At 63.8% G+C, this 24,990-nt stretch carries 20 protein-coding genes; 9 read left to right on the plus strand and 11 right to left on the minus strand.

The genetic code is table 11. The annotated features are described in order from the left end of the window. Positions 1-4: 4 nt before the first annotated feature. The 6 genes from IP68_RS01115 to IP68_RS01140 form a co-directional block, all read right to left on the minus strand. Positions 5-1,306, minus strand: coding sequence for an FAD-binding oxidoreductase (locus IP68_RS01115; protein WP_054133106.1), 1,302 nt, complete (start codon positions 1,304-1,306; stop codon positions 5-7). A 143-nt stretch (positions 1,307-1,449) separates the two neighbouring features. After that, positions 1,450-2,349, minus strand: coding sequence for a bile acid:sodium symporter family protein (locus tag IP68_RS01120; RefSeq protein ID WP_054133107.1), 900 nt, complete (start codon positions 2,347-2,349; stop codon positions 1,450-1,452). Between the two features lie 12 nt (positions 2,350-2,361). Continuing rightward, the gene (locus IP68_RS01125; protein ID WP_054133108.1) at positions 2,362-2,841 is read right to left on the minus strand and encodes a DUF3830 family protein; all 480 of its coding nucleotides are present in this window, start codon (positions 2,839-2,841) and stop codon (positions 2,362-2,364) included. Positions 2,842-2,849: 8 nt separating this feature from the next. Continuing rightward, on the minus strand, positions 2,850-4,520 hold the full coding sequence (locus IP68_RS01130) for a DUF885 family protein (protein ID WP_197275685.1): 1,671 nt from the start codon (positions 4,518-4,520) through the stop codon (positions 2,850-2,852). A 4-nt stretch (positions 4,521-4,524) separates the two neighbouring features. Continuing rightward, a complete protein-coding gene (locus IP68_RS01135; RefSeq protein ID WP_197275686.1) occupies positions 4,525-6,759 on the minus strand; it encodes a prolyl oligopeptidase family serine peptidase in 2,235 nt (744 codons plus the stop codon). Positions 6,760-6,843: 84 nt separating this feature from the next. Further along, positions 6,844-9,615, minus strand: coding sequence for a TonB-dependent siderophore receptor (locus IP68_RS01140; protein WP_197275687.1), 2,772 nt, complete (start codon positions 9,613-9,615; stop codon positions 6,844-6,846). 542 nt (positions 9,616-10,157) lie between these two features. Between IP68_RS01140 and IP68_RS01145 the strand changes: the two genes are divergently transcribed. From IP68_RS01145 to IP68_RS01160, 4 genes are all read left to right on the plus strand, one after another. Further along, positions 10,158-11,900: a DUF885 family protein gene (locus tag IP68_RS01145; RefSeq protein WP_156317887.1), complete on the plus strand. Its 1,743-nt coding sequence runs from the start codon at positions 10,158-10,160 to the stop codon at positions 11,898-11,900. A 95-nt stretch (positions 11,901-11,995) separates the two neighbouring features. Next, positions 11,996-12,532, plus strand: coding sequence for a 2Fe-2S iron-sulfur cluster-binding protein (locus IP68_RS01150; protein WP_197275688.1), 537 nt, complete (start codon positions 11,996-11,998; stop codon positions 12,530-12,532). After that, positions 12,529-13,500, plus strand: a complete 972-nt coding sequence (locus tag IP68_RS01155; protein ID WP_054133114.1) for a xanthine dehydrogenase family protein subunit M — start codon at positions 12,529-12,531, stop codon at positions 13,498-13,500. Before IP68_RS01150 ends, IP68_RS01155 begins: the two co-directional genes overlap by 4 nt. Positions 13,501-13,504: 4 nt before the next feature. Beyond that, positions 13,505-15,739 carry a xanthine dehydrogenase family protein molybdopterin-binding subunit gene (locus tag IP68_RS01160; RefSeq protein ID WP_054133115.1) on the plus strand — a complete coding sequence of 745 codons (2,235 nt, stop codon included), beginning with the start codon at positions 13,505-13,507 and terminating at the stop codon, positions 15,737-15,739. Between the two features lie 55 nt (positions 15,740-15,794). Here the strand turns inward: IP68_RS01160 and IP68_RS01165 are convergent, their stop codons facing one another. The 5 genes from IP68_RS01165 to IP68_RS01185 form a co-directional block, all read right to left on the minus strand. After that, positions 15,795-16,430: a hemerythrin domain-containing protein gene (locus IP68_RS01165; protein ID WP_082382039.1), complete on the minus strand. Its 636-nt coding sequence runs from the start codon at positions 16,428-16,430 to the stop codon at positions 15,795-15,797. Positions 16,431-16,594: 164 nt separating this feature from the next. After that, positions 16,595-16,810: a hypothetical protein gene (locus IP68_RS01170; RefSeq protein WP_054133116.1), complete on the minus strand. Its 216-nt coding sequence runs from the start codon at positions 16,808-16,810 to the stop codon at positions 16,595-16,597. Positions 16,811-16,950: 140 nt separating this feature from the next. Then, positions 16,951-18,462 (minus strand): porin, encoded by a 1,512-nt coding sequence (locus tag IP68_RS01175; protein WP_054133117.1) that lies wholly within the window; start codon positions 18,460-18,462, stop codon positions 16,951-16,953. Between the two features lie 211 nt (positions 18,463-18,673). After that, positions 18,674-19,999: a hypothetical protein gene (locus tag IP68_RS01180; RefSeq protein ID WP_054133118.1), complete on the minus strand. Its 1,326-nt coding sequence runs from the start codon at positions 19,997-19,999 to the stop codon at positions 18,674-18,676. Between the two features lie 10 nt (positions 20,000-20,009). Then, positions 20,010-21,134, minus strand: coding sequence for an AraC family transcriptional regulator (locus IP68_RS01185; protein WP_054133119.1), 1,125 nt, complete (start codon positions 21,132-21,134; stop codon positions 20,010-20,012). 252 nt (positions 21,135-21,386) lie between these two features. On the opposite strand from IP68_RS01185, the gene IP68_RS01190 reads away from it, so the two are divergent. The 5 genes from IP68_RS01190 to IP68_RS01210 all read left to right on the plus strand — a co-directional run bounded on the left by IP68_RS01190 (position 21,387) and on the right by IP68_RS01210 (position 24,955). Continuing rightward, positions 21,387-22,088, plus strand: coding sequence for a hypothetical protein (locus IP68_RS01190; protein ID WP_156317888.1), 702 nt, complete (start codon positions 21,387-21,389; stop codon positions 22,086-22,088). Between the two features lie 35 nt (positions 22,089-22,123). Continuing rightward, on the plus strand, positions 22,124-22,795 hold the full coding sequence (locus IP68_RS01195) for a hypothetical protein (RefSeq protein WP_054133121.1): 672 nt from the start codon (positions 22,124-22,126) through the stop codon (positions 22,793-22,795). 4 nt (positions 22,796-22,799) lie between these two features. Then, positions 22,800-23,606: a CPBP family intramembrane glutamic endopeptidase gene (locus IP68_RS01200; RefSeq protein ID WP_054133122.1), complete on the plus strand. Its 807-nt coding sequence runs from the start codon at positions 22,800-22,802 to the stop codon at positions 23,604-23,606. After that, positions 23,603-24,022 carry a hypothetical protein gene (locus IP68_RS01205; RefSeq protein WP_054133123.1) on the plus strand — a complete coding sequence of 140 codons (420 nt, stop codon included), beginning with the start codon at positions 23,603-23,605 and terminating at the stop codon, positions 24,020-24,022. Before IP68_RS01200 ends, IP68_RS01205 begins: the two co-directional genes overlap by 4 nt. 135 nt (positions 24,023-24,157) lie before the next feature. Next, positions 24,158-24,955, plus strand: coding sequence for a hypothetical protein (locus IP68_RS01210; protein ID WP_054133124.1), 798 nt, complete (start codon positions 24,158-24,160; stop codon positions 24,953-24,955). Positions 24,956-24,990 lie beyond the last annotated feature (35 nt).

Below are 24,990 nucleotides of genomic sequence, written 5' to 3' on the forward strand. Positions count from 1 at the left end.
CCGCTCAATTGGTCAGATACGCCAGCGACATCAGGAACCGCGGCAGCAGCGAGGCTCCGGCGTGGAACCGCACGGGCACGGGCGCGCGTGGCTGCACCGACAGCGCGTCGCGGTCCCCCGTCGCCAGCATCGTCGCCACTTCCGACCCGATCACGGTGTTGGTCGCAATCCCGCGTCCGTTGCAGGCCTGGATGGCGATGGCGTTGTCACCCAGATCGTAGATCTCGGGCAGGAACGAGGTGTTCACCCAGGCAAGGCCATGCCACAGGAAATCGATCTGCGGCTCGGGCATCACTTTGAAATGCTGCTTCAGCCGCCGCCGCGCCTCGCGGTAACAGGCCCGATCGCCATTGACCATGAACGACATCGGAAAAGCCGAGATCAGATGGCCCAGGCCATCAAGCCGCGCGGTGAACAGATAGGGCAACTTGTCGGTGAACGCCCCGCCCCGGGGCAGGATCGCCTGACGCTGGGCGGGATCGAGCGGCATCGACGCGAACTGGAAGACGTTCAGCGGCAGCGAGGTGCGCTGCATAGCCGGATGAAGCGCAGCGTTGCCGCCATTGGCAGCGAGCACCAGCCGCTGCGCCCGCACGGTCCCGATCGGGGTGCGGCACAGCCAGTAGCCGTCCTTGCGTTCGAGCCGCGTGACCGGGCTGTTGCCGAACAGCCGCGCACCGCTGCGCTGAGCCGCCCGCGCAAGGCCGCGCACGAACGCCAGCGGGTTGAGCCCGCCGCCCTCTTCGAAGCGCAGCGCTCCACAATAACGATCGGCGCCGAAGAGGGCACGCGCCTGCACGCCCTCGACAAAGCTGACCTTGTGTCCGCGCGTCTGCCACTGCCGCGCGTAGTCGCGCTGCTGAGCGGCCAGCGCATCGGTGTGCGAGGGCGTGTAAAAGCCATCCTGCCGCGCATCGCACTCTATTTCGTGGCGGCGGATGAGGTCGAACACGTGCTGGCCCGATCCGCCGATCATCCGCGTCAGCCGCTCGCCTGCCGCTTCCCCCAGCACCGCCTGGATGCTGTCGGGGGTATGGCGGATGTAATCGGGCGCAACGATGCCGCCGCTCTGCCCGGTTGCGCCATCGCCGAACTGTCCGGCCTCGACCAGCGCGACATCGACGCGCTTTTCCGCAAGGTGCAGCGCGGTGGTGACACCGGCAATGCCGCCGCCGATCACCAGCACGTCGACTTCATGCGCGCCCGAAAGGCTCTCGACCTTGGGTGCCGGCCCTGCATTGACCGCCCACACAGGACTGGTCAGGCCGGGCTGACGATCGCGGCGCGATATCGCTTGGTGCTGCATTACCGGTGCGCCAGCAATTCGGCAGGGGTGGCGGTGGACGCGCGGAGGAGAGGGAATCCTCCCGCAATATCCACCGAAGAAGACAAGGTCATGTTGGCGACTATCCTGTTCGCCCGAACGCGGGCGGTGAAAACTTGATGGGATCAGATGGTGGCAGGCTCGCCCTGCGCTTGTCGTCCCGTCCGCCGCGCAACCGCGACGAAAAGCATGACGACGCACAAGGCGACAGGTGTGTTCATGATCATCGGCAGCGACATCTCGTTGTTGCCGACAATCGAGACGGCGATGAAGATCGCTGTCCCCTCCTGCCGCATCAGATGTTCGATGCCGATCGCCACATTCTCGCGACGAGTGAAGCCCGCGAAGCGCACGATGGTCATTACCACCGCCACCATCACCACGTTGAGCGCGACGGTAATCCAGAACAGCGCGCCCAGATTCTGCCGCAGCACCGGCACTTGATCGTACAGGATCACGCCGAACGAACTGAACAGCACGATGGTGGCGATGTTCTTGAGATAGCGTTTGAACCAGATCGCGAAGTCGGGCTTCCACGCGCGCACCGCAAAGCCGATGGCTGCCGGCAGCACGGTGATCGAGAAGATGTCCCAGAAGAACGAGGCCAGCGGCACGTTGACGTCCGCCTCAAGCCCCATGAAGTGCAGCAGCGCGAAGTGCGCGTAGAACGGCACGACGAAGATGTAGATCATGCTGAGGATCAGCGTCATCGACATCGACAGTGCAAGGTCACCCTTGGCCATGTCGGTGAACAGGTTGGAGAGCATGCCGCCCGGCGTGGTCGCCAGCAGCACAAAGCCCACCGCCAGCGCTGCGGTAGGCGCTACGGTCAGCGCCAGCGTGATGCCGATCGCGGGCGGCACGATCAGCATCGAGCACACCCCGAAAATCAGCGCGCGCCGGTTGCGGAACACCTGGCGGAAATCTTCCGCGGTCAGCGACAGCCCCATAGAGGCCATGATCGCGATCAGCGATCCCGGCAGCAGCCAGTTGCCCAGCAACCCCATCAGATCAGCATAGGTCATGCGGTCAGGTCCTCAGGCGGTTTCGAGCGACAGCGTGCAGGCGCCGTTGCGCCGGATGGTGCGGCAATCGGCCTGCGCCTTGGCCAGATCTTCATCCAGAATGCGCGCGCAGACATTGGCCTGGATCCAGCCGAACGGCATCAGCAGGCGCCCTCCGCTGCCATAGAACAGGCCGATGTCGTAGAAGTCACCGGGCGGCAGCCCCTTGGTGCTGCCCGCTGCCAGATAGGCGAGCACGATGTCGCCGCTGTCCGGATAGGATGTCGCATTCTCGGCAGGGATCGCCGGCTGAGCCATGCCTTCAGGCAGCGTGCTGGCAGGCATCGGTACCGAAATCTCGGGCCCCGTCCATATCGCGTGGATCGCGTCGAAACCTGCCTTGCGTTCGGCAAGGTCCCACAGAAATGCTGCGGAGACGGGCGCAGCATCGTCGAGCAGACGACAGCGTGCGGAGAGCCCGGATTGCGGCTCGACCAGTTTGATGATGCGCATTTCGTCCCCTATTGTCCTGCCACCGTTGCCAGATATTCTTCCTTCTGGAGCGCGATGGGAACGTTGCCATTGAGCCAGAGATAGTCGTGGAAGCGGCGCAGATCGAAAGCCTTGCCTTCGCGCACGCGCGCTTCGGCAAGAAACTCCGCGGTCTGGATCTTGCCGATCTGATAGCTGATCGCCTGTCCCGGCGAGGCGGCGAAGAACACCGCCTCTTCGTGCGCGGTCTCGCGGTCCATCGGCACCATCGCCTGAAGATAGTCGGCCGCCTGATCGATGGTGAAGGCGCCCGTCGCAAGCTTGACGTCAACCTCGACGCGCAGCGCGCGCAGCCGGGCGAAATTGTAGATCACCTCGCGCGACTTTGGCGCATCGGCCCACAGCCCGGCTTGCAGCATCATCTCTTCGGCATAGAAGCCCGTGCCTTCATTGGCGCCGCTGTCGTAATAATGGCGGCGCAGCGGATTGGGGTGCTTCCAGCTCAAAGTCAGCTGGAAGAAGTGCCCCGGAACGCCTTCATGCACGATGATCGGCCGCGGATCGCGCGTGATCGAAAGGTTGAAATAGCCTAGGTTCGGCGAAGGCTCGGGCAGGTACACGGTGGCGTTCTGTCCGACGCGGGTCCGGTCGGTGAGATCGAAGGTGCGGCCCAGCCAGCCGATCGGCGCGAGATAGGCGGGGAACGGCAGGGCGTTGTAATGCCCCGCCCACTCCGGCACCGTCAGCAAATTCTTGTCGCGCAGGAACGTGCGCACATCGCGCTCGTCCGATGCCAGCCGCGATGTCACGGCATCGATCGAAGCCCCGATCGGCAGATCGGCAACGCCCGTATTGCGGTTGCGCTCGAGCTCTTCGAACAGCACCGAGCGCGTCCATTCCTGCCGCCCCATCAGCGCAAGCTGATCGGCGGTGTACGGGTAGAGCGCAACCTGGCTGAGGAAATACTGATAGCTCTCGGCGCCGACCGCGGTCTCAGCCGGCAACGCGCCGCGGCGGCCTTCGAGATAGCGGCCGAACACGGCAAACGCTTTGACCGACCGTTCGACTGCAGCGTTCATCCGCTTGCGCTGCGCTGCATCGGCATGCGGTTCGAGCCCGCGCGCCATCTGGCGCAGGCTGTCGGGCACGATGGCGATCTGGCCGAGCGCGGCATCGACAAAGGGTCCGCGCATGTCGTCGAGATTGGCCTGGCCTGCCGCGAGCACGGCCGGAGTATTTTCCAACAGACGGATGACCTGCTCGACCCGCGCGCTCTCGACTGGCGGTGGCGGCAGCAGCACCTCGAACACCGGGGTCAACGCCTGTGCGACATAGAAATGCGGCTGGCGACGCCATGCCGCGACGTGATCGAGCTCCCAGTTCACCCGGGCAAGCGCCGAGCCCATCAGGCGATAATCGACCTTTTCGCTGACCGTCTGCGGCGTGCCGGCCAGGCTCTTCCACCTCGCCTCGAACGCGGCGAGCGTCTTGCGCTGTTCGGCCACCGCAGCAGCCGACCAGTCGGGTGTCCATTTGGCGGGCCGAACGATGCGCGGGATGTCGTCGCTGGTCGCAGGCTGGGTTGCCGCGCGCCAGGTCCAGAAATCGGCCCCCAACTGCTGCACCTCGGCCTGGGCATGGGCACACGGCGCCGCTGCCAGCGTTGCTGCGCCCACCATCGCGAGAATGGCCCTCCTCAACATCCTATTTCCTGTTCTTGACGTTGCGGTCAAAGAACTCGGCCATCTTCTTGAAGGCAAAGCGCGCCTGGCGCAGATTGTCGCTGGCCCAGGCATGGTTGCCGCCCGGAAGGGTCACCAGTTCGAACATCTGCTCGCGGTCGATCATGCCTTCGGCAAGCGCAATCGTGTCCGAATAGAGCACCACCGGATCGCGCGTGCCATGGATGATCATCAGCGGATCCTCGATTCCCTTGGCCTGGTACAAGGCGGACTGCGCCTCGTACCGCGCGGGCATGTCGGGGCCTTCGTGCGGGCCCATGATCCACATCTGCGCAGGGTAAGCATGCCACACATTGGTCGCAGGCGCACCAGCGATGCCCGCGGCATAGACGCCGGGCTTCTTGGACAGCGACATGATCGTCATCAGCCCGCCATAGCTCGAACCCCACAGCCCGACGCGCCTGGGATCGGCATAGCCCTTCTCGACCAGAAAGCGCACGCCGCTCTCCAGATCGTTGATGTCGGTCTCACCATAGCTGTGAAGCTGGGTCTGGTTGTGATCGCGGCCCTGCCCCCAGGACCCGCGCACGTTGACGTTGAGGACGATATAGCCCTGCGCGACGAAATACTGGTCCAGCCCCCACGTCGGATGCGCACGCCTGCCGCCCCACTGGTTGCGCACCGCATCAGAATAGACCGAGCCGACAATCACCGGATATTTCCTGGCCGGGTCGTAATTGGCCGGAAGGCTCAGCCGCGCGACGAGGTTCATTCCATCGACATGGCTGGGGAACTCGACATAGCCGATATTGGCCCATGTCTGCTTGTAGAAGCCCGGCTGCGGCGACTTGGTGACCTGCGCCACCTTGGCGGGCTTTGCCGTGTCGATCAGATACAGCTCGGCCGGTGTCGCGTCGTTGCTGTACCAGTCGGCGATATGGCGGAAATCGGGCGAATAGACCGGCTCGTGCGTTCCCGCCGCCTGTCCGCTGACCTGCTGCACCGCGCCGCCTGCCACTGGCACGCGATAGATCTGGCGGTCTGAGAGATAGGATTTGTTGGCGATGAAATAGATCTGGCCGCGCGCCTGATCGACGTCGAACTCGGCGATTTCCCATTCGCCGCTTGTGATCTGGCGGGGCTTCTCGCCCGCTGCGCGCTGGTGATAGAGGTGCAGCCAGCCATCCCGATCGGTGAGGATGATCAGGCCGTCATCGCCCGGCGCCCACGCCACCTGCCAGTCGGGGCGCAGATGCTTGGGCTCGCGCAGCTGGTAGAACGTCTCGCGCGCACCCGAGGCGACGTCATAGACGTAGATCGTGTGCTCCTTGGCCTGCATGTCCGATCCGCTGACGAACATCCGCTTGCCGTCGCTGGACAGGCCGAAGCCCCAGATATGGTGCTTGGGGTCGGGCCGCTCGAACATCTGCGTCTTGCCCGATGCCAGGTCGACGAGGCCGACGCTGGCCTTGCTGGTTTCCTCGCCCGGAAAGGCGCGGATCACGCGGTTGTTCTGCAACCCGCCCTTGGCGTAATAATAGATATCGCGCTCGGGCATCGCGCTGTCGTCGGACTGCTGAAAGGCGATCGCCTTGCCGTCCGCCGACCAGTGATAGTCGTCGATATAGATCTTGGGATCGTCGTTGCCGGCGACGCGCGTTGCAGCCTTGTCGGCGGTGGCCGCGACATCACGCACCCACAGCACGCCGCCCAGCGTCACGCGGTTGCGGCTGTCGGCGGTGTTGCCCGCGATGAACGCCAGGCGGCGGCCATCGGGAGAGACGATCAGCTTGCGGATCGCCTGCTTGTCGGTTTCAACCTTGGTGATCGCGCCATCGGCGGAAACGATATGCAGCGCCCCACCCATGGTGAAAGCAACGCGGCCATTGCCCAGCGCAACCGCCTGCGCGATGCCCTTCTGTTCGGCCTCGGGCTTGCTGTCACGGCCCAGAAACGTCAGCCGGACCTTCTTTCCGGTCCTGGGCGAATAGGACCAGACATCGCGGAAGCTCGCACCTTCGTCGTTCCACAGAAACAGCACAGTGCTGCCGTCGCGCGACCAGCTATAGCCTTCGGGCGAGGTGCCGATCAGGCTCTTGGGCTGGTAGAGCTCGTCGATCGAGAGCGATGTTCCGGCGACATCCGCGCCGCCATGGATCGGAGCGTGCGGCCAGGGCCGGTCCTGTGCCATCACCAGCGACGACACGCACAGTGCGGCCACGGCAGTGGCCAACCGAAACACACCTGATCCTGTCATGAAACCAACCCCAGCCTGGCTTGTCATTCTCTGCGACCCGCTGGCCGCGGCAGCACGATGCCGCCGCGACCAGCGCGTTACCACTTAAAAGTTGGCCCTGAAGCCCATCGTGAAGCGGCGTCCGATCGCATCGAAGGTTTCCCGCTCGAACAGATAGAACGGGGGATCGCGATCCAGCAGATTGTCGACAGCCCCGAAGAAGCTGAAGCCTTCAGTCACGTCGAGATTGAAGCTGAGATCGACATAATGCACGTCGCCGGTTTCCGGACGCGCCAGCCGCGGCAGAGCCACGCCCGAGGCGATGGCACCTGCAATGCGGCCATCGGTGGTCGACTGCAGGAAGCGATGCCGCAGCGAGATCTGCAGATTGTCCAGCGCCCAGGTCAGACGCTGGGTGAAGCGCCAGGTCGGGTTGGCGGTGGTGCAGTTGCCGCCGCCGATATAGCCAGCGCAGTTGACGGGGTTAACCGCCGGGCTGCCCTGGGTGATCGCATCGATGAGATAGCTGCCTGCGAGGAAATAGTTCAGGCTGCTGTTCTCGGTGAGATTGTAGCGGTAGTCGAGACGGAAATCGACACCCGAGGTTTCCAGCTTGGCGATGTTGGCATTAAGCAGCGGCACATCAATCAGCTGGCCGTCGGGCGTGCGGTTGCGCAGCGGCTGGCAGAAGATGTTGGTCAGCGACAGGTTGGCGTTGCACGCGGTGATCACCGCCTGCAGGCCGCCGCCGAACGAGCCGATCGCCTGATCGATCTTGATGTTGTAATAGTCGATCGTCAGCTGAAGGTTGGGGATGAACGAGGGGCGGATGACAGCACCGACCGACCAGGTGTCCGACGTTTCTTCCTGCAGATTGGGATTGCCGCCGGTGACAGCACGGATCTGCTGGTTTTCCTGCTGGAACACGTTGATCACGCTTGCCGGGACACCCAGAGCGCTGACGCAGAAGTCGCGCTCTGCCGTGGTACGGCCCGCATCGGCGTTGCAGAAGTCGAGAGCCTGCGGCGCGGTGTTGGTGGCACCCGAGAACAGCTCGACCACGTTCGGCGCACGCACAGCACGCTGGTACAGGCCGCGGAACTTCAGCCCCTCGAACGGCGAGTATTCACCGCCGATCTTGTAGGAATAGACCTTGCCTGCGGTCGAGTAATCCGAGTAGCGCGCGCCGCCTTCGAAGGCGAGCAGCTCAAAGCCCGGAGTGTCTGCGAGGATCGGCACGTAGATTTCGCCGTAGACCTCGGCGACATCGAACGAACCACCGGTCGGGCTGAGGCCGGCCGAGCGCGACAGCGCCTTGCCCTGCACGTACAGCTGATCGGGATCGAACTGCGAGCTTTCCTTGCGATACTCGGCGCCGACCGAGATGCCGACATCCCCTGCGGGCAGCGAGAACAGGCTGCCGGTGATGCTGCCGCCGATCTGCTTCTGCTTGACCGTGGTGATGTTGGTGAGGTCGGTCGAGATGTAGTCGATCATCTGCTGAGTCAGCGACCCGAAGCCGAACGGATTGATGGTAACGCAGCGCGGATCGGCCACCGCGCAATCGAACGGATTGGCGGGGTTGGTGAGGAAGGAGTTGGCGAAGTTGTCGATCAGCACGCCGCCACCCTGGACGTCGGTGATCTTGTTCTCACCCTGGTTGTAGAACACTTCCCACTTCAGCTGATCGGTGAGGTTGCCCTTGAGACCCAGCACGAAGCGATAGAAATCGCGTGTCTGGTCGCTGGTGCGGTTGCCGGCATCGAGCAGACGACGGTTGATGTTGACCGGCACCAGATTGTTGCCGTCGCCATCGAGGTTAACCCGCAGGAATTCACGCAGCGAGGGATCGAGATAGGGATTGCGCAGATCGAGCTGGAAGCCGGGGATGAAGCCCGAGCTGCTCATCGGCACCGCGCCCAGAGTCGAGTTGATCTTGCTCTGGACGTAGGAGCCTTCCCAGAACGCGGTGACCGCGTCGGTCACATCGTAATGGCCAAGCACCGACGCCTGCCAGCGCTGCATCGGCATCTGCAGGTTGGTGAACGGGCGATCGTTGAAACCGTCCGACCCGCGATAGGCGCGCCAGCCCTCAGGCGCGAAGAAGATGCCTGCAGTACCGATCGCGGTACCGGCGCGGTCGCGCAGCCCGACGAGCTGCGGCGAGAAGATCGTGCCCTGCGGGGTCACGCCGTTGCCGGCCGGAACCAGCGTGGGCTGACCGTTGACGATGGCGTCGGCAAGAAACACAGTGGCATGGTCGCGCTTGGCGCCAGTGACCTGAGCGCGATCGAAATAGCTGCCATGAAAAACGATGTTGCCGCGACCGTCCGCGAAGTTTCCGCCGGCGGTGAACTCGAGGTTGTAGCGCGCCGCATCGCCTTCATCGGAAATGCCGTAGAAGCCGCCGACTTCAAAGCCTTCGAAATCGTCCTTCATCACGAAGTTGACGACACCGGCCATGGCGTCCGAACCGTACACCGCAGATGCGCCGCCGGTCACGACTTCGATCCGCGACACCAGCGACGGCGGGATCATGTTGAGGTCGACCACGCCGTCCTGCGAGGCGCCGACGACGCGGCGGCCGTTCTGCAGCACCAGCGTGCGCACGGCGCCCAGACCGCGAAGGTTGACCGTGGCTGACAGGTTGCCCGAGTTGGACTGCGCACCCGCACCGGCGACCGCCTGTGGCAGGGCGTTGAGCAGCTGCTCGGTTTCAACCGTGACGGAGAGCTTGATTTCCTCTTCGCCGATGACGTTCACCGGGCTGTTCGATTCGACATCGGGACGCGGGATACGCGAGCCTGTCACCACGATCGAGCCACCGGCTTCGTCATCTGCCTGGTCCTGCGCGAACGCAGTTCCGGTCACAACCATCGAAAGAAGAAGCGCAGATCCGCACTTCAACGCTGCACGCTGCATTCCAACCCGCCTCATAACCATCTTTGTCACTCCCTGAAATTAACGCCCACCTGCGAAGGTCGGGTAGCCGACATTGATTGCCGATCATTCCCGTGAACAGTTGCGTGATTTTGAGCATATTGTCCGGGCGCCGTCAATCATATGTCTCAAAAAATAATCGAAAACGTCACACCTGCCCTCTCCAACCCTTGCGCTCCGAGCACGCACGAGCCGGTCAATCAGCTCGGAGGTCAATCTATATCATTGGTTATCATGAGTTTTTCGGAGTTCGCGACCCATACTGGCACCGTGCAGGCTGGCACTTGACCGTCTTAAGCGACTGCGAGACAAAAGAGGCCAGCGCGGCTGGCAAACCGGACGACTGCACTCTTGACCCGGCGCCCGTCGAGGAACAGTATACTCAAAATCATGCTTTTTTTGTTTCAAATTCAGATGTGTGAATGAGTCGCAGGCGGTCGAAAGCAGGGCTGCCGCATATCGTCAAGGAGAAGAGCATTATGCGTATGGCATCCCTCGCAACGATTGCGGTCCTGCTCGCCGCCCAGCCCGGCATCGCCCGGGCCGCAGACGCCTCCGGCGCCCCCCAAGCCGCCGCTTCCATCGCCGCTTCCGCCGCCACGCCTGCCATCGCCCCGCCCGCCGGTCCGCCCCAGGGTGCGGCCGGCTATGATGCCTTCGTGACTCTGTTCGATCAGTTCAACAGCTGGAAGACGCCCAAGGCAGTCGATGGCATTGTCGATTACAGCCCGGCCACGGTCGCCAGGCGCCGCTCGGAGCTGGCAAGCTTCCAGGCCAGGCTGCCCGATTTTGCGGTCGCAAAGTGGGACCGCCACCAGCAGGTCGATTATCTTGCGGTGCGCGCGCAGATGGATTTGCAGGATTTCACGCTCAACATCACCAAGCCCTGGGCGCGCGATCCGGGGATGTACATCGACGATCTGCAGCGGCTGGCCTATGTCGATCTGCCGCTTGATACCACGGCGCGCCCGCCGTTCCAGGCGCGGCTGAAGAGCATCCCCGCCTATCTCGCGCAGGCACGGATCAACCTGGATTCGGTCGCGGCGGACTATGCAGACCTTGCCATCCACAGCCTGTCCAATGGCGATGGCGTGGGTCATGGCATGCCCTATCGTTCGGTCGAGCCCGCTGGGCTTATGGGCTGGTTTGCAGATCTGCGCGCGCGCGCGGCAACGCAGCAGCCCGATCTGCTCCCCGATATCGACGCCGCGCAGGCTGCGATCGCGGGGTTCCGCGACTGGCTGGTGACCTCGCGTCCAGGGATGACCACCGCTGCCGGGGTGGGCAAGCCCGCCTATGACTGGTTCCTGCACCACGTCCGCCTGATGCCTTACACTTCGGACGAGATCGTCACGCTGGCCGAACGCGAGCTCGAGCGCCACTGGGCGAACTATGCGACCGAACGGCACCGCAACCGCAACCTGCCCGAGCTCGAACTGCCCAAGTCTGCCGAAGAATATGAAGCACAGCTTGCCGGCACCGACGCCAAGATCCGCAAATGGCTGAAGGATGAGGAAATCATCACGATCCCCGATTACATCCCGGCGAGCTATCAGGAGGTCGGCTTCAACGCCCCATGGGTGGTGCGCCCCAACGGCCCGATGTTCTGGGAGCAGGTCCAGTTTCGCGATGTCTCACCCGATCATCTGCACGCGACGTTCCCCGGCCACCGCTTCGACGGCATGACCGGCAGGCGCGTCACGCACCCGATCCGCCGCCACATCAACGACAGTGGCCGCACCGAAGGATGGGGCTTCTATCTCGAGGAAAGCGCGGTGCAACTGGGGCTGTTCGATGACCGCCCGCGCACCCGCGAGCTGATCTACATCTTCGGCCTGTTCCGCGCCGCACGCACCATCGGCGACGTCAAGATGCAGCGCAACGAGATGACGGTGGGCCAGGCGATGGAATTCTGGAAGGAATGGACGCCCTATCTCGACGACAACGTCGCGCGGGTCGATGCGGGCATCTATATCCGACGTCCTCCCGGTTATGGCATGACCTATACCATCGGCTCGATACAGCTGCAGAAGATGCTGGTCGATCGCCGCCGCCAGCTGGGCGAGAAGTTCTCGATCAAGGACTTCCACGACTATCTGATGAACACGGGCCGCCTGCCCGTCTCGCTGCTGCATTACGACCTGACCGGAAATGACGAGGAGGTCCGCAGGCTGTGGACACATGTGCCGCTGGCCAAGGCGATGCAAACAACAGGCGGATAGACGTTTTGGGATGATTTTGCGGCATCGGGGGAACCTTGTCCGGGGGCGTTGGTAAAGCAAGGATACCAGCCCCAACATGAGGATCGATCACGGACATGGCCCCCCCTATGTCGACCGCCAGCGTCAATGGCACCGACCACCCGCTGCCGGGTGATCCCCGCCGCACCCTACTCGACTGGCTACGCGAGGACCTGGGCCTGACCGGCACAAAGAAGGGCTGCGACCATGGCCAGTGCGGCGCGTGCACGGTGATCGTCGACGGGCGCCGGATCAATTCCTGCCTCTCGCTTGCACAGCTCCACGAAGGCGACACCATCGAGACGATCGAGTCGATCGGCAGCGCCGATGCGCTTTCCACGCTGCAAAAGGCGTTCGTGACGCATGACGGGTTTCAGTGCGGCTATTGTACTCCCGGGCAGATCTGCTCCGCCAAGGCGCTGATGCAGGAACTGGCCGATGGCTGGGCGAGCGCGGTGACCGACGATGTCGCCACAGTCCCGGACATCAGCCGCGAAGAATTGCGCGAGCGCATGAGCGGCAATCTGTGCCGCTGCGGTGCCTATTCCAACATCATCGCCGCGCTTGAAGAGGTCATCGCCGATCAATCCAAGACCCCGGCAGGTGCAGCATGAGGAGCTTTACGCTGGACCATGCGGGCAGCCCCGAGGAGGCACGCGAAGCGCTGGGCGAAGGCGCCACTGCGATCGCGGGCGGCACCAACCTGATCGATCTGATGAAGCTGCAGATCCAGACGCCCGAGCGGCTGGTCTCGATCCGCCGCACAGGAATGGATACCATCTCCAGCGATGGCGACGGCATCAGCATCGGCGCGCTTGTTACCAATGCAGATTGCGCCGCCGACAGCCGGGTCCGCAAGGATTGGCCGCTGCTTGCCAAGGCGATCCTTGCGGGCGCGAGCCCGCAGCTGCGCAACCGCGCGACCACCGGCGGCAATCTGTGCCAGCGCACCCGCTGCGGCTATTTCTACGACACCAGTCAGGCGTGCAACAAGCGCGAGCCGGGCTCTGGCTGCGCCGCGCGCGAGGGCTTCAACCGCATCCATGCGGTGCTGGGCACCAGCGACGTGTGCATCGCCACCTATCCCGGCGATATGGCCGTTGCTATGCTGGCCCTGGACGCGGTTGTGCTCACCGAAGGCCCCGATGGCGCCCGTGAAATCCCAATCGCGGACTTCCACCGCATGCCGGGCGAGGATCCCTCGCGCGACAATGTGCTCCAGCACGGCGAACTGATCACCGCGGTGCGCCTGCCCGCCCCCACCGGCGGGGGGCAGCTTTATCGCAAGGTGCGCGACCGCGCCTCTTACGCCTTTGCTCTGGTATCGGTCGCGGCCGATGTGACGATGGAAGACGGCCGCATTGCACACTGCGCACTCGCTTTCGGCAGCCTGGGTACGGTCCCGTGGCGCGATCCTGCGGTCGAGCAGATGCTGGTGGGGCAAACCCCATCGCGTGCACTGTTCGATGAGGCTGCCAGGCTCCTGCTGAAGGATGCGCGCGGTTTTGGCGCAAACGATTTCAAGATTCCCCTCGCCGCGCGCGCGCTTGCCGCAACCCTTCACGAAGCAACAGGGGGCTGATCCGATGCGCCTTTTCAAGACCGACATGTACAACACCCCCGACATTCGCAACCTGCTCGACCACACCCGCCAGGGCGTGATTGGCAAGCCGCTTGATCGCCCCGAAGGTCCGCTCAAGGTCAGAGGAAGCGCGACCTATTCGGCCGAGTGGAAATTTGACAACTGCGCCGAAGGCGTACTGGTGCTTTCGACGATTGCGCAGGGGACCGTCGAGACCATCCACAAGCAGCCTGTACTCGATATGCCCGGCGTGCTCGCGGTGATGGCCGATGAAGCGATGACCCGCCGCTCGACTCAGGGCACTGCAGGCGAAGCGCCGGTGCAGGACGTGCATACGGTCGAATATTTCGCGCAGCCGATTGCGCTGGTGGTCGCGGAAAATTTCGAACAGGCGCGCGATGCCGCGCTGGCGCTCAAGGTCGATTATGCGATCAGCGACGAGCCGATTGCCCTTGATCCCGAAAGCCCCGATGCGGAGGTGGAAGACCCCGCGAACAGCGAGCCGGTCAGGGGTGGCGATCTCGATCAGGCGATGCGCGATGCCGCCTTTGCGGTCGATGTCGAATATGACACGCCCGGCCACGCCAGCGCCGCGATGGAGCCGCATGCCACCATCGCACAATGGGACGACGACCATCTGGTGCTGCACGGCAGCTATCAGATGCTGTCGTACAACGTCAAAGAGATCGCCGATTGCCTGTCGATGTCGCCCAAAAAGGTGCGGATCATCGCCCCTTATGTCGGCGGCGGTTTCGGATCGAAGCTGGGAATCACGCACGAGGCTGTCGCAGCGGCGATCGCTGCCAAGGAACTGCAACGCCCCGTTCGAGTGGTTATGACCCGCCAGCATGTCTTCCAGACGGTGATGCGGCGTTCGGAAACCAGGCAGCGCGTGCGTCTGGCAGCAGATGCCACCGGCAAGCTGATCGGCCTTGGCCATGAGGCGCTGGTCTCCAACCTGCCCGACGAGGATTTTGCCGAGCCGGTCACCCAGGCGACCGAATTTCTCTACAGCGGCGAAAACCGCCTGCTCGAGGTGAAGGTAGCCCGGATCAGCCGGATGACGGCGGGCTCGGTCCGCGCGCCGGGCGAGGCCGTGGGCATGCAGGTGCTCGAGGCAGCGATGGACGAACTGGCCGAAGCGGTCGGGATCGATCCTGTCGAACTGCGCAAGCGCAACATGCCCGACAAGGTGCCGGTCGAGGGCACGCCCTATTCCTCGCGCATGCTGGCCGAGGCGCTCGATCAGGGCGCATCCGCGTTCGGCTGGGATCAGCGTTACGCCACGCCCTGCCAACGGCGCGAAGGCGAATGGTGGATCGGCATGGGTATGGCCAGCGCTGCACGCGTCAACATGCTCGTCGATGCCGAGGCACGCGTGACGCTGAAAGCAGATGGCACCGCTTTGGTGGAAACCGACCAGACCGATATCGGTACCGGATCCTACGCCATTCTTGGCCAGATCGCAGGCGAGATGCTTGGGCTACCGATTGATCGGGTGAAGGTCATGCTGGGGGACACCAGCCTGCCTGCAGGCGCGGGATCAGGCGGCAGCTTCGGCGCGATCTCCACCGGTTCTGCCGTGATGCGCGCGTGCGAGGATATCCGCAAGCGGATCGCCAAGGCGCTGGGCTGCGACGCCGAAGATCTCGACATCAAGGATGGCGTGGCGAGCGCAGGCGATGACTCGCGCGCGCTGACCGATTTGCTCGATGGCAAGGATTTCGCGGAAACCGGTTCGATCAAGCCAGGCAAGACCGCCAAGGACTATTCGCAGGCGAGCTATGGCGCGTTCTTCGCCGAGGTCGCGGTCAACGCCTTTACCGGTGAGACGCGGGTGCGGCGGATGACCGGCGCGTTCGGCTTTGGCCGGGTGCTCAATGCCAAGACCGCGCGCTCGCAATGTCTGGGCGGAATGGTGTGGGGCATCGGCAGTGCGCTGACCGAGGAACTGGCCTTCGATCTGCGCGACGGTCATCTGGTCAATCACGACCTTGCCGAATACCACGTGCCCGCACATGCGGATGTCCCCGCGATCGAGGTGATCCTGCTGGAAGAACGCGATGCTGCGGCAAGCCCGCTCCAGGCGAAGGGTGTGGGGGAGCTTGGCATTTGCGGCGCGGCGGGGTCAATCGCCAACGCGATCTACAATGCCTGCGGGGTGCGCCTGCGCAGTTTCCCGATGACGCTCGACAAGGTCATCGAACAACTGCCCGATCCGTTCGCCAAGGTGGCCTGAGACCGATACACAGCCGGTGCGTCCGAAACGGGCACACCGGCTTTGACCGCGCTGGTCAGGCGATGTCCTCGACCTTGAGTTTGGGCTTCAGCTCGGCCGCTTCCTTCTCCGCCTTTTTACGGCGATTGAAGACGGTGCGCATGTACTTGCGATCTGCGTCGGTCAGGATCGCCTCGCTGGCGACGAACTGCTCCTGCTCTTCCTCGGCAATATGGTGCAGATATTCGTGCTTGAGCGCAGCAAAGCGCTCCATCCACTTCTTGCTGCCCATGTCGCGCGCGGTTAGGTCATCGAGCATCTTGTCGATATCCTTGTGCTCGGCCACCGCGTGGCGGGCAAATTCGGTAGTTTCGGGATTGCGCAGCACGGTGGACCACAAGGCCTGCTCTTCGGCCGCAGCGTGGGATTTCAGCTCGAGCACCAGCTCCTCGAACAGCCGCGCGCGATCATCCCCCTTGCGATCGGTCGCCTCGATCATCGCCAGCAATGCCCGGTGACGGTCATGATCCTCGATCAGCCGACCGAACACATCGGGCAGGCCGCGCAGATCGGTCTCGGGGGTCTGACCGATGCGAGCGGGAACATCGGGCGCGATCGCCTTGGCCTTGTCGATCGCCTTGGTCTTGGCCTTGGCATCGCTCGATGATCTGACCGTGGAACTCTTGGGAGACTTGGCTTTCTTGCCGGCCATGACATGGCTCCTTAGCTGGGGTGACGAACGTCGAAAGCCTGCCGCAACTGAATGCACGAAAACCCCAAGGCCGTTTGACGGGCCATGGGGTTATTGTCGCGACATACCATGCGGGCAGGCAACGCGGCCAGTTTAAGCCTCGCTGCCCTGCCCGCAAGCTGTGTTTACCAGCTGGGCTGGCCCTTGCGCGCCTGGCGCTTCTTGAGATAGCGCGATGCCAGCCAGCCGCCGGTCGCTGCCACTACCATCCCGCCCGGACCAAGCCGCCGCGCAACGGTGGCTGCGGCCAGACCGACAAGCGCGCCCTGTCCTTCGCTGATGCCGGGGGTGCGCTCGGCAATCTTCTTGCCAACCACTGCGGAAATAATCTTGCCGAACATATTGGGCCTCATCGTTGTGTGTTGTGGGGTTTCCAACGTGCACCGCGCCAAACCGTTCCCGCTCTGCATCCACCTGCCGGGTGTCACACCTCGGCTGGCAGCCAAACGCGCTGGACGGACCCCAGGGCCCCGTCCAACGGTCAATAGTTCCACTGCGCCTGGACGCGGAGCAGTTCGCCCTCAGCCTGGCCGAAGCGGCGCTCATCGGCTTCCCGGCGCGACGCCCATCCATAGGTTACCGTAAGCTCCAGCGCCGGTGTGGGCAGGAATTCGAGCCCCAGTTCGAGCTCCTCGGTTTCCAGCCGCGGCGCATTGATCGCGCCCTTGAAACCGCCGCGATAATATTGCCAGCGCGCAAACGGGTAGAACGGGCCGAGCGGCGAGCGGCGTACGCGGCCCATCGCCTGGACATAGCCGCCGCGCAGCGAACGGGTTTCGATCTGCTGCGTGGCGGGATCGAACTGCGGCCCCCTACCCCAGTTCCACTCCGCCTGCAGGCCGAAGGGCTGCGGGTACAGGATCGCATGCACGCCGATGCGGTTGTCGGCATAACTCACCGGGCTGAGCCCGCCTGTGCGCTGCTCGATCTCAATGCGATTGCGCATCATCGATCCGCCCAGTTCGAGCACCTGTCCATCGAGCCCCAGCCCGTCGAGCTCGAACGGCCATGTGGCGAGCGCCACGATCATGACATTGTCGTTGGTCTCGGTGCGGTTGAGCCCCTGGCCGTTGAAGGCGCCGAGGCCAAACGCGCCGTAATTGCCGAACAGCTTCTGCCCGTCCTCGGTCAGCCTGTCCCAGATGCGCTGGACATGCGGCGGCGTGTAATAAGCGACGACGCCAAGGTCGCGCTCGCCGGGTGCCGCGCTGTTGATCGCATCGGTGCGGTCGAGCGCCAGCCGGTTGGATGAGGACTGCATGTTCTCCCAGCCATAGGGAATCTTCGACTGGCCCAGCCTGATTCGGAAGCTCTTGTCACCGGTGGGAAAGACATCGGCATAGGCATCGCGCAGCTGCGCAAAGCCCTCGCGCCGTTCGCCCACCGACTGGTTGGATACGGCGGTCGCGAAATCGGGCTGCAGATAGAGCGACAGATAGTCGTTCACATCGCCCTGCAGGATCAGGCGAACCCGGCGCAGGCTGAAATTGCCCTCGTCGCGGATCCCGCTATCGCCGATCGACCGCAACCGCGACAGCCCGGCAGGCGCGACATCATCGCCGGAGACGATCTCGTTGATCCGCATCTGGGTATAGCCGCGCAGCATCAGCTTTTCGTACCAGCGCTTGCCGCCGCGCGAGGTCGATGCGGTCTGTACCGGCGGGCTTTGAGGTGTGCCTGCTGCCGGGGGCGCTGCCGCCGCCGTTATGGCTTGCGAGGATGGCGCCGGGTTTGAGGGCGAAGCCTGCTGCGCCAGCACCACAGGGTTCTGTGGCTGCGACGGGGCTGCAGATGCCGCCGTCTGCTGCGCCGCCTGCAATTGCGCGACCATTGCTTTCAATTCGTCAATCTGGCGCTGGAGATCGGCGATCACACCGGCCTGATCCGCCGCCGCTGGAACAGGCGCGCCTTGTGCCAGAGCGGGCGCAGCCATGGTGGCGAGCATGGTTGCAGCCAGCAATTTGGTGGAAATGCCACCTGGAACAAACAACATGAAAATGTGCCTTCGAAGGTTACCAGCCAGGCAAGCCCGGCCAGGACCGCTGCCTTTGTGTCAGTTCTGTGTCACTTATGTGACGGTTTGCGCCCCCTCTATCAGGATGCACGGGAACAACAAGCGCATTGAAGGCATGCTTGCGGCAAGACGCAGGCAGGTGCTGCAGCCGTCGCGGCTGCGCGCCCGCTCGGCTGTCACGGGCAAGGCGCTATGCGGCGTGACCCTGCCGCCCGTGCGCTTCCATCGCGCGCGATCGGCGCCAGACAAGGACCAGCCCCGATGCCCCGGCGAGCGCGCACAGCGCGTGGGCTGACCAGAAGACCAGAATCGGAAGGGTGCTGAACTGGCTGGCGAGCGCCGTGCTGACCAGACCGCCGGCAAACAACGACAGATAGAAACCCGCCATCGCCGTCGCCGCGAAGCGCTTCGGGCTCGATTGCCCGAACATCGCCATGACTGCAGGCAGGATATTGGCCAGCCCGAGACTGTTGAGCAATTGGAAGCCCAGCCCCCAGCCCAGCGGCACCCCGGTCCGACCGTGCACGCCGGCCGCCAGCACCAGGCAGGCGACACCGGCGATGGCGAACAGCGCTCCGACCATCGCCTTGGCAGCCGGGCTGACACTGCCGTGGCGGCGCTCGTGGCGGGACCAGAAGACGCCCGTCGCGCCAAGCGCGAACAGGCTGAGCAAACCATCGGCGGCGATCATCCAGCTCGCCGGAAAGCGCCAGCCGCCCAGCGACAGGATGAAACCGCTATCGGCCCATAGCAGATAGGCGTTGGCGATCTGGAAGTTGGCGACGCAGATCATCGCGATGCTGAAACCGAGGATGGCGATGGTCACTGCATCGCCCCCGCTCCCGCGAGTCCTCGCCGCTTGAGTCCCGGCATCCGGCACGTGCGCGTCGCCCATGTTGGCAAAGCGTCGCCGGTAGAGCTGCAGCCCCGCCATCATCGCCACCCCGGCGATGGCGAAACCGGCATGCCAGTGGATACGCTCGGCAGCTGTTCCGATGATCAACGGCGCCAGCAGCCCGCCCAGGTTGATCGCGACATAGAACAGCCTGAACCCCTCCACCCGGGCGCTGTCGTCCGGCGCGTAGAGCCCGCTCAACCGCACCGCCATCGGTCCCTTGAACAGGCCCGAGCCCAGCGCGATGATGCCAAGCGCAGGGATCAGCGCCGGCTCAAAGATCAGCAGGCCATGGCCCGCTGCCATCAGGCTGCCCCCGGCCAGCACGGCGCGATGCTGCCCTATCCACCGGTCGGAGATGATTGCGCCGAACACGGGTGCTATGGCGGTGAGCGAGACATACAGCCCGGTGATGACCGAGGCGAGTGCGAGACCTTGCGTTCCGGTCAGGCGGGTCAACCCGCCCAGCATCCAGATGTCGGCGACATTGCGCCCGTCGGAGAGCATCGTGGCGAGATACAGCGCCAGGATGCTCTGCAGGCCGTAAAAGGCGAAACGCTCGAGCCCCACGCTGGCGCACAGACTGACAAGGCCCGGCGGCACGGCAGCGCGATGGCTCATCCGCCGATCGTCAGGCCTGGCCCGGGCAGCCGCTCTGCCACGACTTGCGGACATTGCCGGGGGTTTCACCGAACCATTGGCGGAACGACCGGCCGAAGCTCGACATGTCGGTAAAGCCCAGCAGACGCGCGGTTTCTCCCAGCGAAATCGAGCAATCGGCGATCAGCAAAAGCGCCTTGGCGCGCCGCTCCTGCTCGACAAGGCCGTGAAAGCTCGTGCCGTGGCGCGCAAGCAGCCGCACCAGCGTGCGGCTGGAAATATCGAGCGCGATCGAGATCTGCTTGAGCCTCGGCACCCGATGATCGCGCGCCAGCATGTCGGCAATGGCCAGCCGCACCCTCGCCACCTCGTCGGGCTCTCCCATCACGGTCTGCAGCGCGGCAATCTTGGATTGTGCCACGGCCCACAATTGCGGGTCGTAATCGGGGTTGGCGGTGGTCTGCCAGGCGATCGGGAAGGACAGCGTTTCGGCATGCTCGGACGGACTGATCCGGCAGGCGAAACCTTCGAGCATCGGGCCTGCTGCCGGCATCGAACTGAGTCGGGTCTCGAGCGTCATCGCGGCAGGATCGGAACAGGCCAGCGCTTCGACCGCACGGTAGATCAGCGCCAGCGCGGTGATGGCGGAGAACTGGAAAAGCGGCCCCATCGGCCATGGCGGCGACAGGCTGATGCCGACATCGCTTTCGCGCTCTTCAAGCTCGATGGTCACGAACGGGTTCTGCGCGGCCATCGCCTTGACCACCGTGTGGAGGGCGCTGCCCAGATCGGGCGCATGCAGCAGTGTCAGCACGCCGACGGTGCCCATCACGGGTCTGGGCGCAGTCAGCACCCGTTCGACCAGCGCGAAGCAATCGGCATTGTCGATGATGTTGCCGATGATGATCAGATCGTCGGCCAGCGTGATAGTGCGCGGCAGCGGCCCCGAACCCGGCAGCGTCGTTCCGCTGCGCAGCCAGTCGGGCCAGCCCAGCCATTGGCCGAAATGCAGCGTGGTGGCAGTGGGAACCTCGATCTGCGCCTTGGCCCCCAGCATGCTGATGGCGATCTGCGCATCTTCGCGGCCCGCCTCTGCGGTTCCGACGTTTGCCGGAGCGGAAGAGTTCAGTTGCCGCCTATCAAATTCAACTGACATGTGGTGGTGCCCCGCTGCCGGGCGCCCACCCCGACAGTGTCATGCTAACCCAAATGCAATCCCAATAAAAACAAAATGCTATTTCTTGCAAAATCGACGGTGTCTTTTCGAATGGCGTCATTTGTCCAGAAGTTGGCGATGATTGACCATGGCCGATGACCGCAGCGTCGCTCAATATGATTGGCGGGGGATGGGAATCGCTGCGTGCGGCATGGGACAGCCTGCATGCAGCCAGCCAAGGGAGAGACAAAGATGGCCGCCATATGGAGAGTGACGCCTGCAGCGATTGTCGCGCTGGCCGGGCTGTGGCTGACCGGCTGCGACGCGCAGGCGCCTTCGCCTCAGCCGGAAGCACCGGACAAGGCCGAGGCTGCTGCATTTGCATGGCCCGCCAGCCTGCCGGTGTTCGGCGATGGCTTCCCCGCGGCAGGGGCGGCCTGCCGCCGCATCGGCGAATCACCTGCGACGGTCGACTTTCTCGACGACAGCGCCGCGCTGGTGGGGTGCCCGACGGCAGAGGACGCGGCCAGGCTGGGCGGCACGATCCTCAAGCAGATCGATGGCGTCACATTGGTGTCGGTTCCCAATTCCGCTCCCGGCGTGCCGGGCGATGGCGACAGCCAGGGCGATGCCAAGGTTGCAGGCACCGACTACGATGCCACCGCGCAACTGCGCTGCGCGGGTTATCGCGGCATGAAGGCGACGATGTGCGACGCCGGGGTCAAGCGCAACCAGGAGGACGGGCAGACCTTGGTGTTCATCGACTGGCCCGATGGCGTCAACAGCCGGATGCTGATCTTCGACAAGGCGGGCAAGATCCTGACGGCCAACACAAACGAGGCCGATGGCTCGTCCAAATTCGAGGTGCTGGGCAAGCGCGACGGCGACACCACCGTCGTGACCATCGGCCCCGAGCGCTATGAAGTCCCCGACGTCTTCATCAAGGGCGACTGATCCATGATCCGCTTGCCCGCCACGAGGACCACCGCATGGATTTCATGAGGCTGCTCAAATCGCTGGAGGAGCTACTCTACGAGGTCATGGTGATGCTGGTGTTCTTCCCGCGCACCTTGTGGCTGACGATACGGCATCCCCAGCGGATGATGGACTATGCCGATACCGAACTTGGCGATGTGCAGTCCGAACAGTACAAGGATACGTTGAGCCCGCCGCTGTTCCTGATGATGTGCCTGCTGGTCAGCCATCTGTTCGAAAGAGCCGCGCCTGCCCAGGCGAGCAACGTCCTGCCGACCTTTCTCAGCGATACGCAGAATCTGCTGATCTTCCGGGTGTTCATCTTCAGCCTGTTTCCGTTGATCATGGCGCTGCGCCTGCTGCAGAAGCTCAGGATCGAGCTCGACCGCGATACGCTCAAGCCGATATTCTACAGCCAGTGCTTTGTCACCGCACCTGTCGCGATGAGCTTCGGCATCGGCCGATCGGTGAGCCATGCCAGCTTCCCCGGTGCGGTGGCAGCCGCATGGGTGATCTTCATCCTGATGCTCGGCTGGTATCTCGCGCAGCAGACCCTGTGGTTCCGCACCAAGCTGCAGACCAGCCTGGCCCGCGGTTTCGGCCATGCGCTAGGCGCCGCGCTGGTCGCCCAGTTCCTCATCATCCTCACCGCGGTTGCCGTGGTGCTGGCAGGACAATCGGAGTGACCGCATGACATCCCCCCGCACCCGCCTTGCGCTCGCGCTGCTGACCGTTGCGATCTGGGCCACGATCACGCTGGGATCGACGATGGTGGTGCAGTCGTCGACCATTTCGCTGCAGGAGCTGATCACCCGGGGTCTTGCCTGGGGCGTGGCCGGTGCAGCCCTGTTTCTCATGCTGGTTGCATGGCTGGCGCGCTGGCACGATCTGGGCTTCCGCAAGCCCCAGCCGATGGCATCGCTCAAGCTGTTGTGGTTGCCCGCGCTGTACCTGCTCGCGCTCGGAGCCACCGCGGCTCTGACCGGCAGGCTGGGCATCACCGCGATCATCATGGTCGCGATCAACACGGCGATGGTCGGTTTCAGCGAGGAGCTCGCCTTTCGCGGCATCCTGTGGGGCGCCGTGCGCAAGGCGCTGCCCTTCTGGCCGGGGTTTCTGCTGGTGTCAGCGGCGTTCGGATCGGTGCACATCTTCAACGCCTTCATCACCGGAGAGCTCGCAGGTGCCAGCGTCCAGGCGCTCAACGCGTTCATGAGCGGCTGCGCCTATCTCGCCATCCGCATCCGAACCCGATCGATCATCCCGATCATGATCATCCACGCAACATGGGACTTCGTCGTCTTCCTCACCGGCAGCGGCGCGGACAGCGCGCCTGCCTCACCCGATGCGTGGACCAGCCAGCTGCTGTTCGGTGTCATGCTGACCGGCCCGCTGTTCCTTTATGGCCTTTGGCTGGTGCGCAACGAGCAGGTCAGAGCCGGTTGGCGCGACGACAGCTTCACCCATCCCACTTCGCAGCAAGGAGAACAGCCATGAACTTTTCGCGTCACATTTCCATCGCCGCGCTGGCGGTGTCGGCCACCGCATTGCCGATTGCAGCGATCGCGCAGGCGCCGATGCCCAAGCCCGAACGCGTCCAGTTCGCCAAGGGCGCATCGTCCAAGGCGATCAAGGGAACGATCAAGGGCGATCAGTCGCGCCTGTTCGTGGTCAATCTACGCGCCGGGCAGAAGGTCAGCGTCAAGCTAGTGACCAGCAACGCGTCGAACTATTTCAACGTCACCGCGCCCGGCGCGCAACAGGCGATGTTCATTGGATCAAGCGCAGGAACCAGCTTTCAGGACACCGTGCCTTCCAGCGGCGATTACACGATCGACCTTTACCTGATGCGCAACGCTGCACGGCGCAACGAGACCGCCAATTTCACCATCACCATCGGCGCAACCGGCTGATCCGGCAGGCCCGCTTTACCACCGGTTGGCGCGAAATGCCCAGCCGGTGGCAACAAATGTCCAATGGCGATGCCCGGGCAATGTGTCAGACTTGTCTCACAAGAACGCTGACGGCGCGGGTGAGGAGATTCAATCATGATCCAGCAATTCAAAATCCTTGGGACCACCGCGCTAGCGGCAGCGATGGTCCTGTCTCCGATAGCGGCAAGTGCTCAGGCGCCCGGATCGGTCCGCGATCTGGTCGGCGCGCGTGCAGCCGGCGGCGAGGACCAGCTGGAGTATCGCGGCTTCAGCCGCATTTCAGGTCATGTCGAGGACGACAGCAAGATCAACTATTGGTGGAACGGCAACACCAAGGAGTGCGTCAAGGTCGTCACCTACAACGGCAACTTCCAGTCGCTCAACAAGACCACCAATGCAGATTGCAACCAGAAGGGCGGCAATGGAGACAAGACCGCGGCGATTGCCGTGGGCGCGGTCGCGCTGCTGGGGATTGCGGCGCTGGCCAGCAAGTCGCACCACCGGGGCGACCGCGAATATGACGAGCGCGGCACTGCCGAGTTCGAGCGTGGCCATCGCGACGGCCTCTACAACCAGCCCTATCACAACTATTCGCGCAGCGACGCCTATTCGAGCGGCTTTGAATCGGGTGTGCGCGAGCGCAGCAGCCAGACGGGCTATCGCGGCGGCAACAGCTATGGCGGCGGATACAGCGCCTTTGCCGAGTTCAACGACCTGCAGGGTCAGGCGCGCAACTATGCCACCGGCCAGCTGACGAGCCGCGGCTTCATGCAGATCGACAACAAGAAGACCGATACCGGTCGCTACATGACCTATTGGCGTGCGGCCTCGCGCCAATGCCTGATCCTCAATTCGCAGAACGGCTATGTCGTGTCGATCGAAAGCGTATCGGCGCGCACCTGTCGCGATTGAACGGTGCGACACGCGTGTTTTCGGGGAGTTTGTTT

The sequence above is a fragment of the Blastomonas sp. AAP25 genome, from assembly GCF_001295965.1.
GTDB classification, from domain to species: Bacteria; Pseudomonadota; Alphaproteobacteria; order Sphingomonadales; family Sphingomonadaceae; genus Blastomonas; species Blastomonas fulva.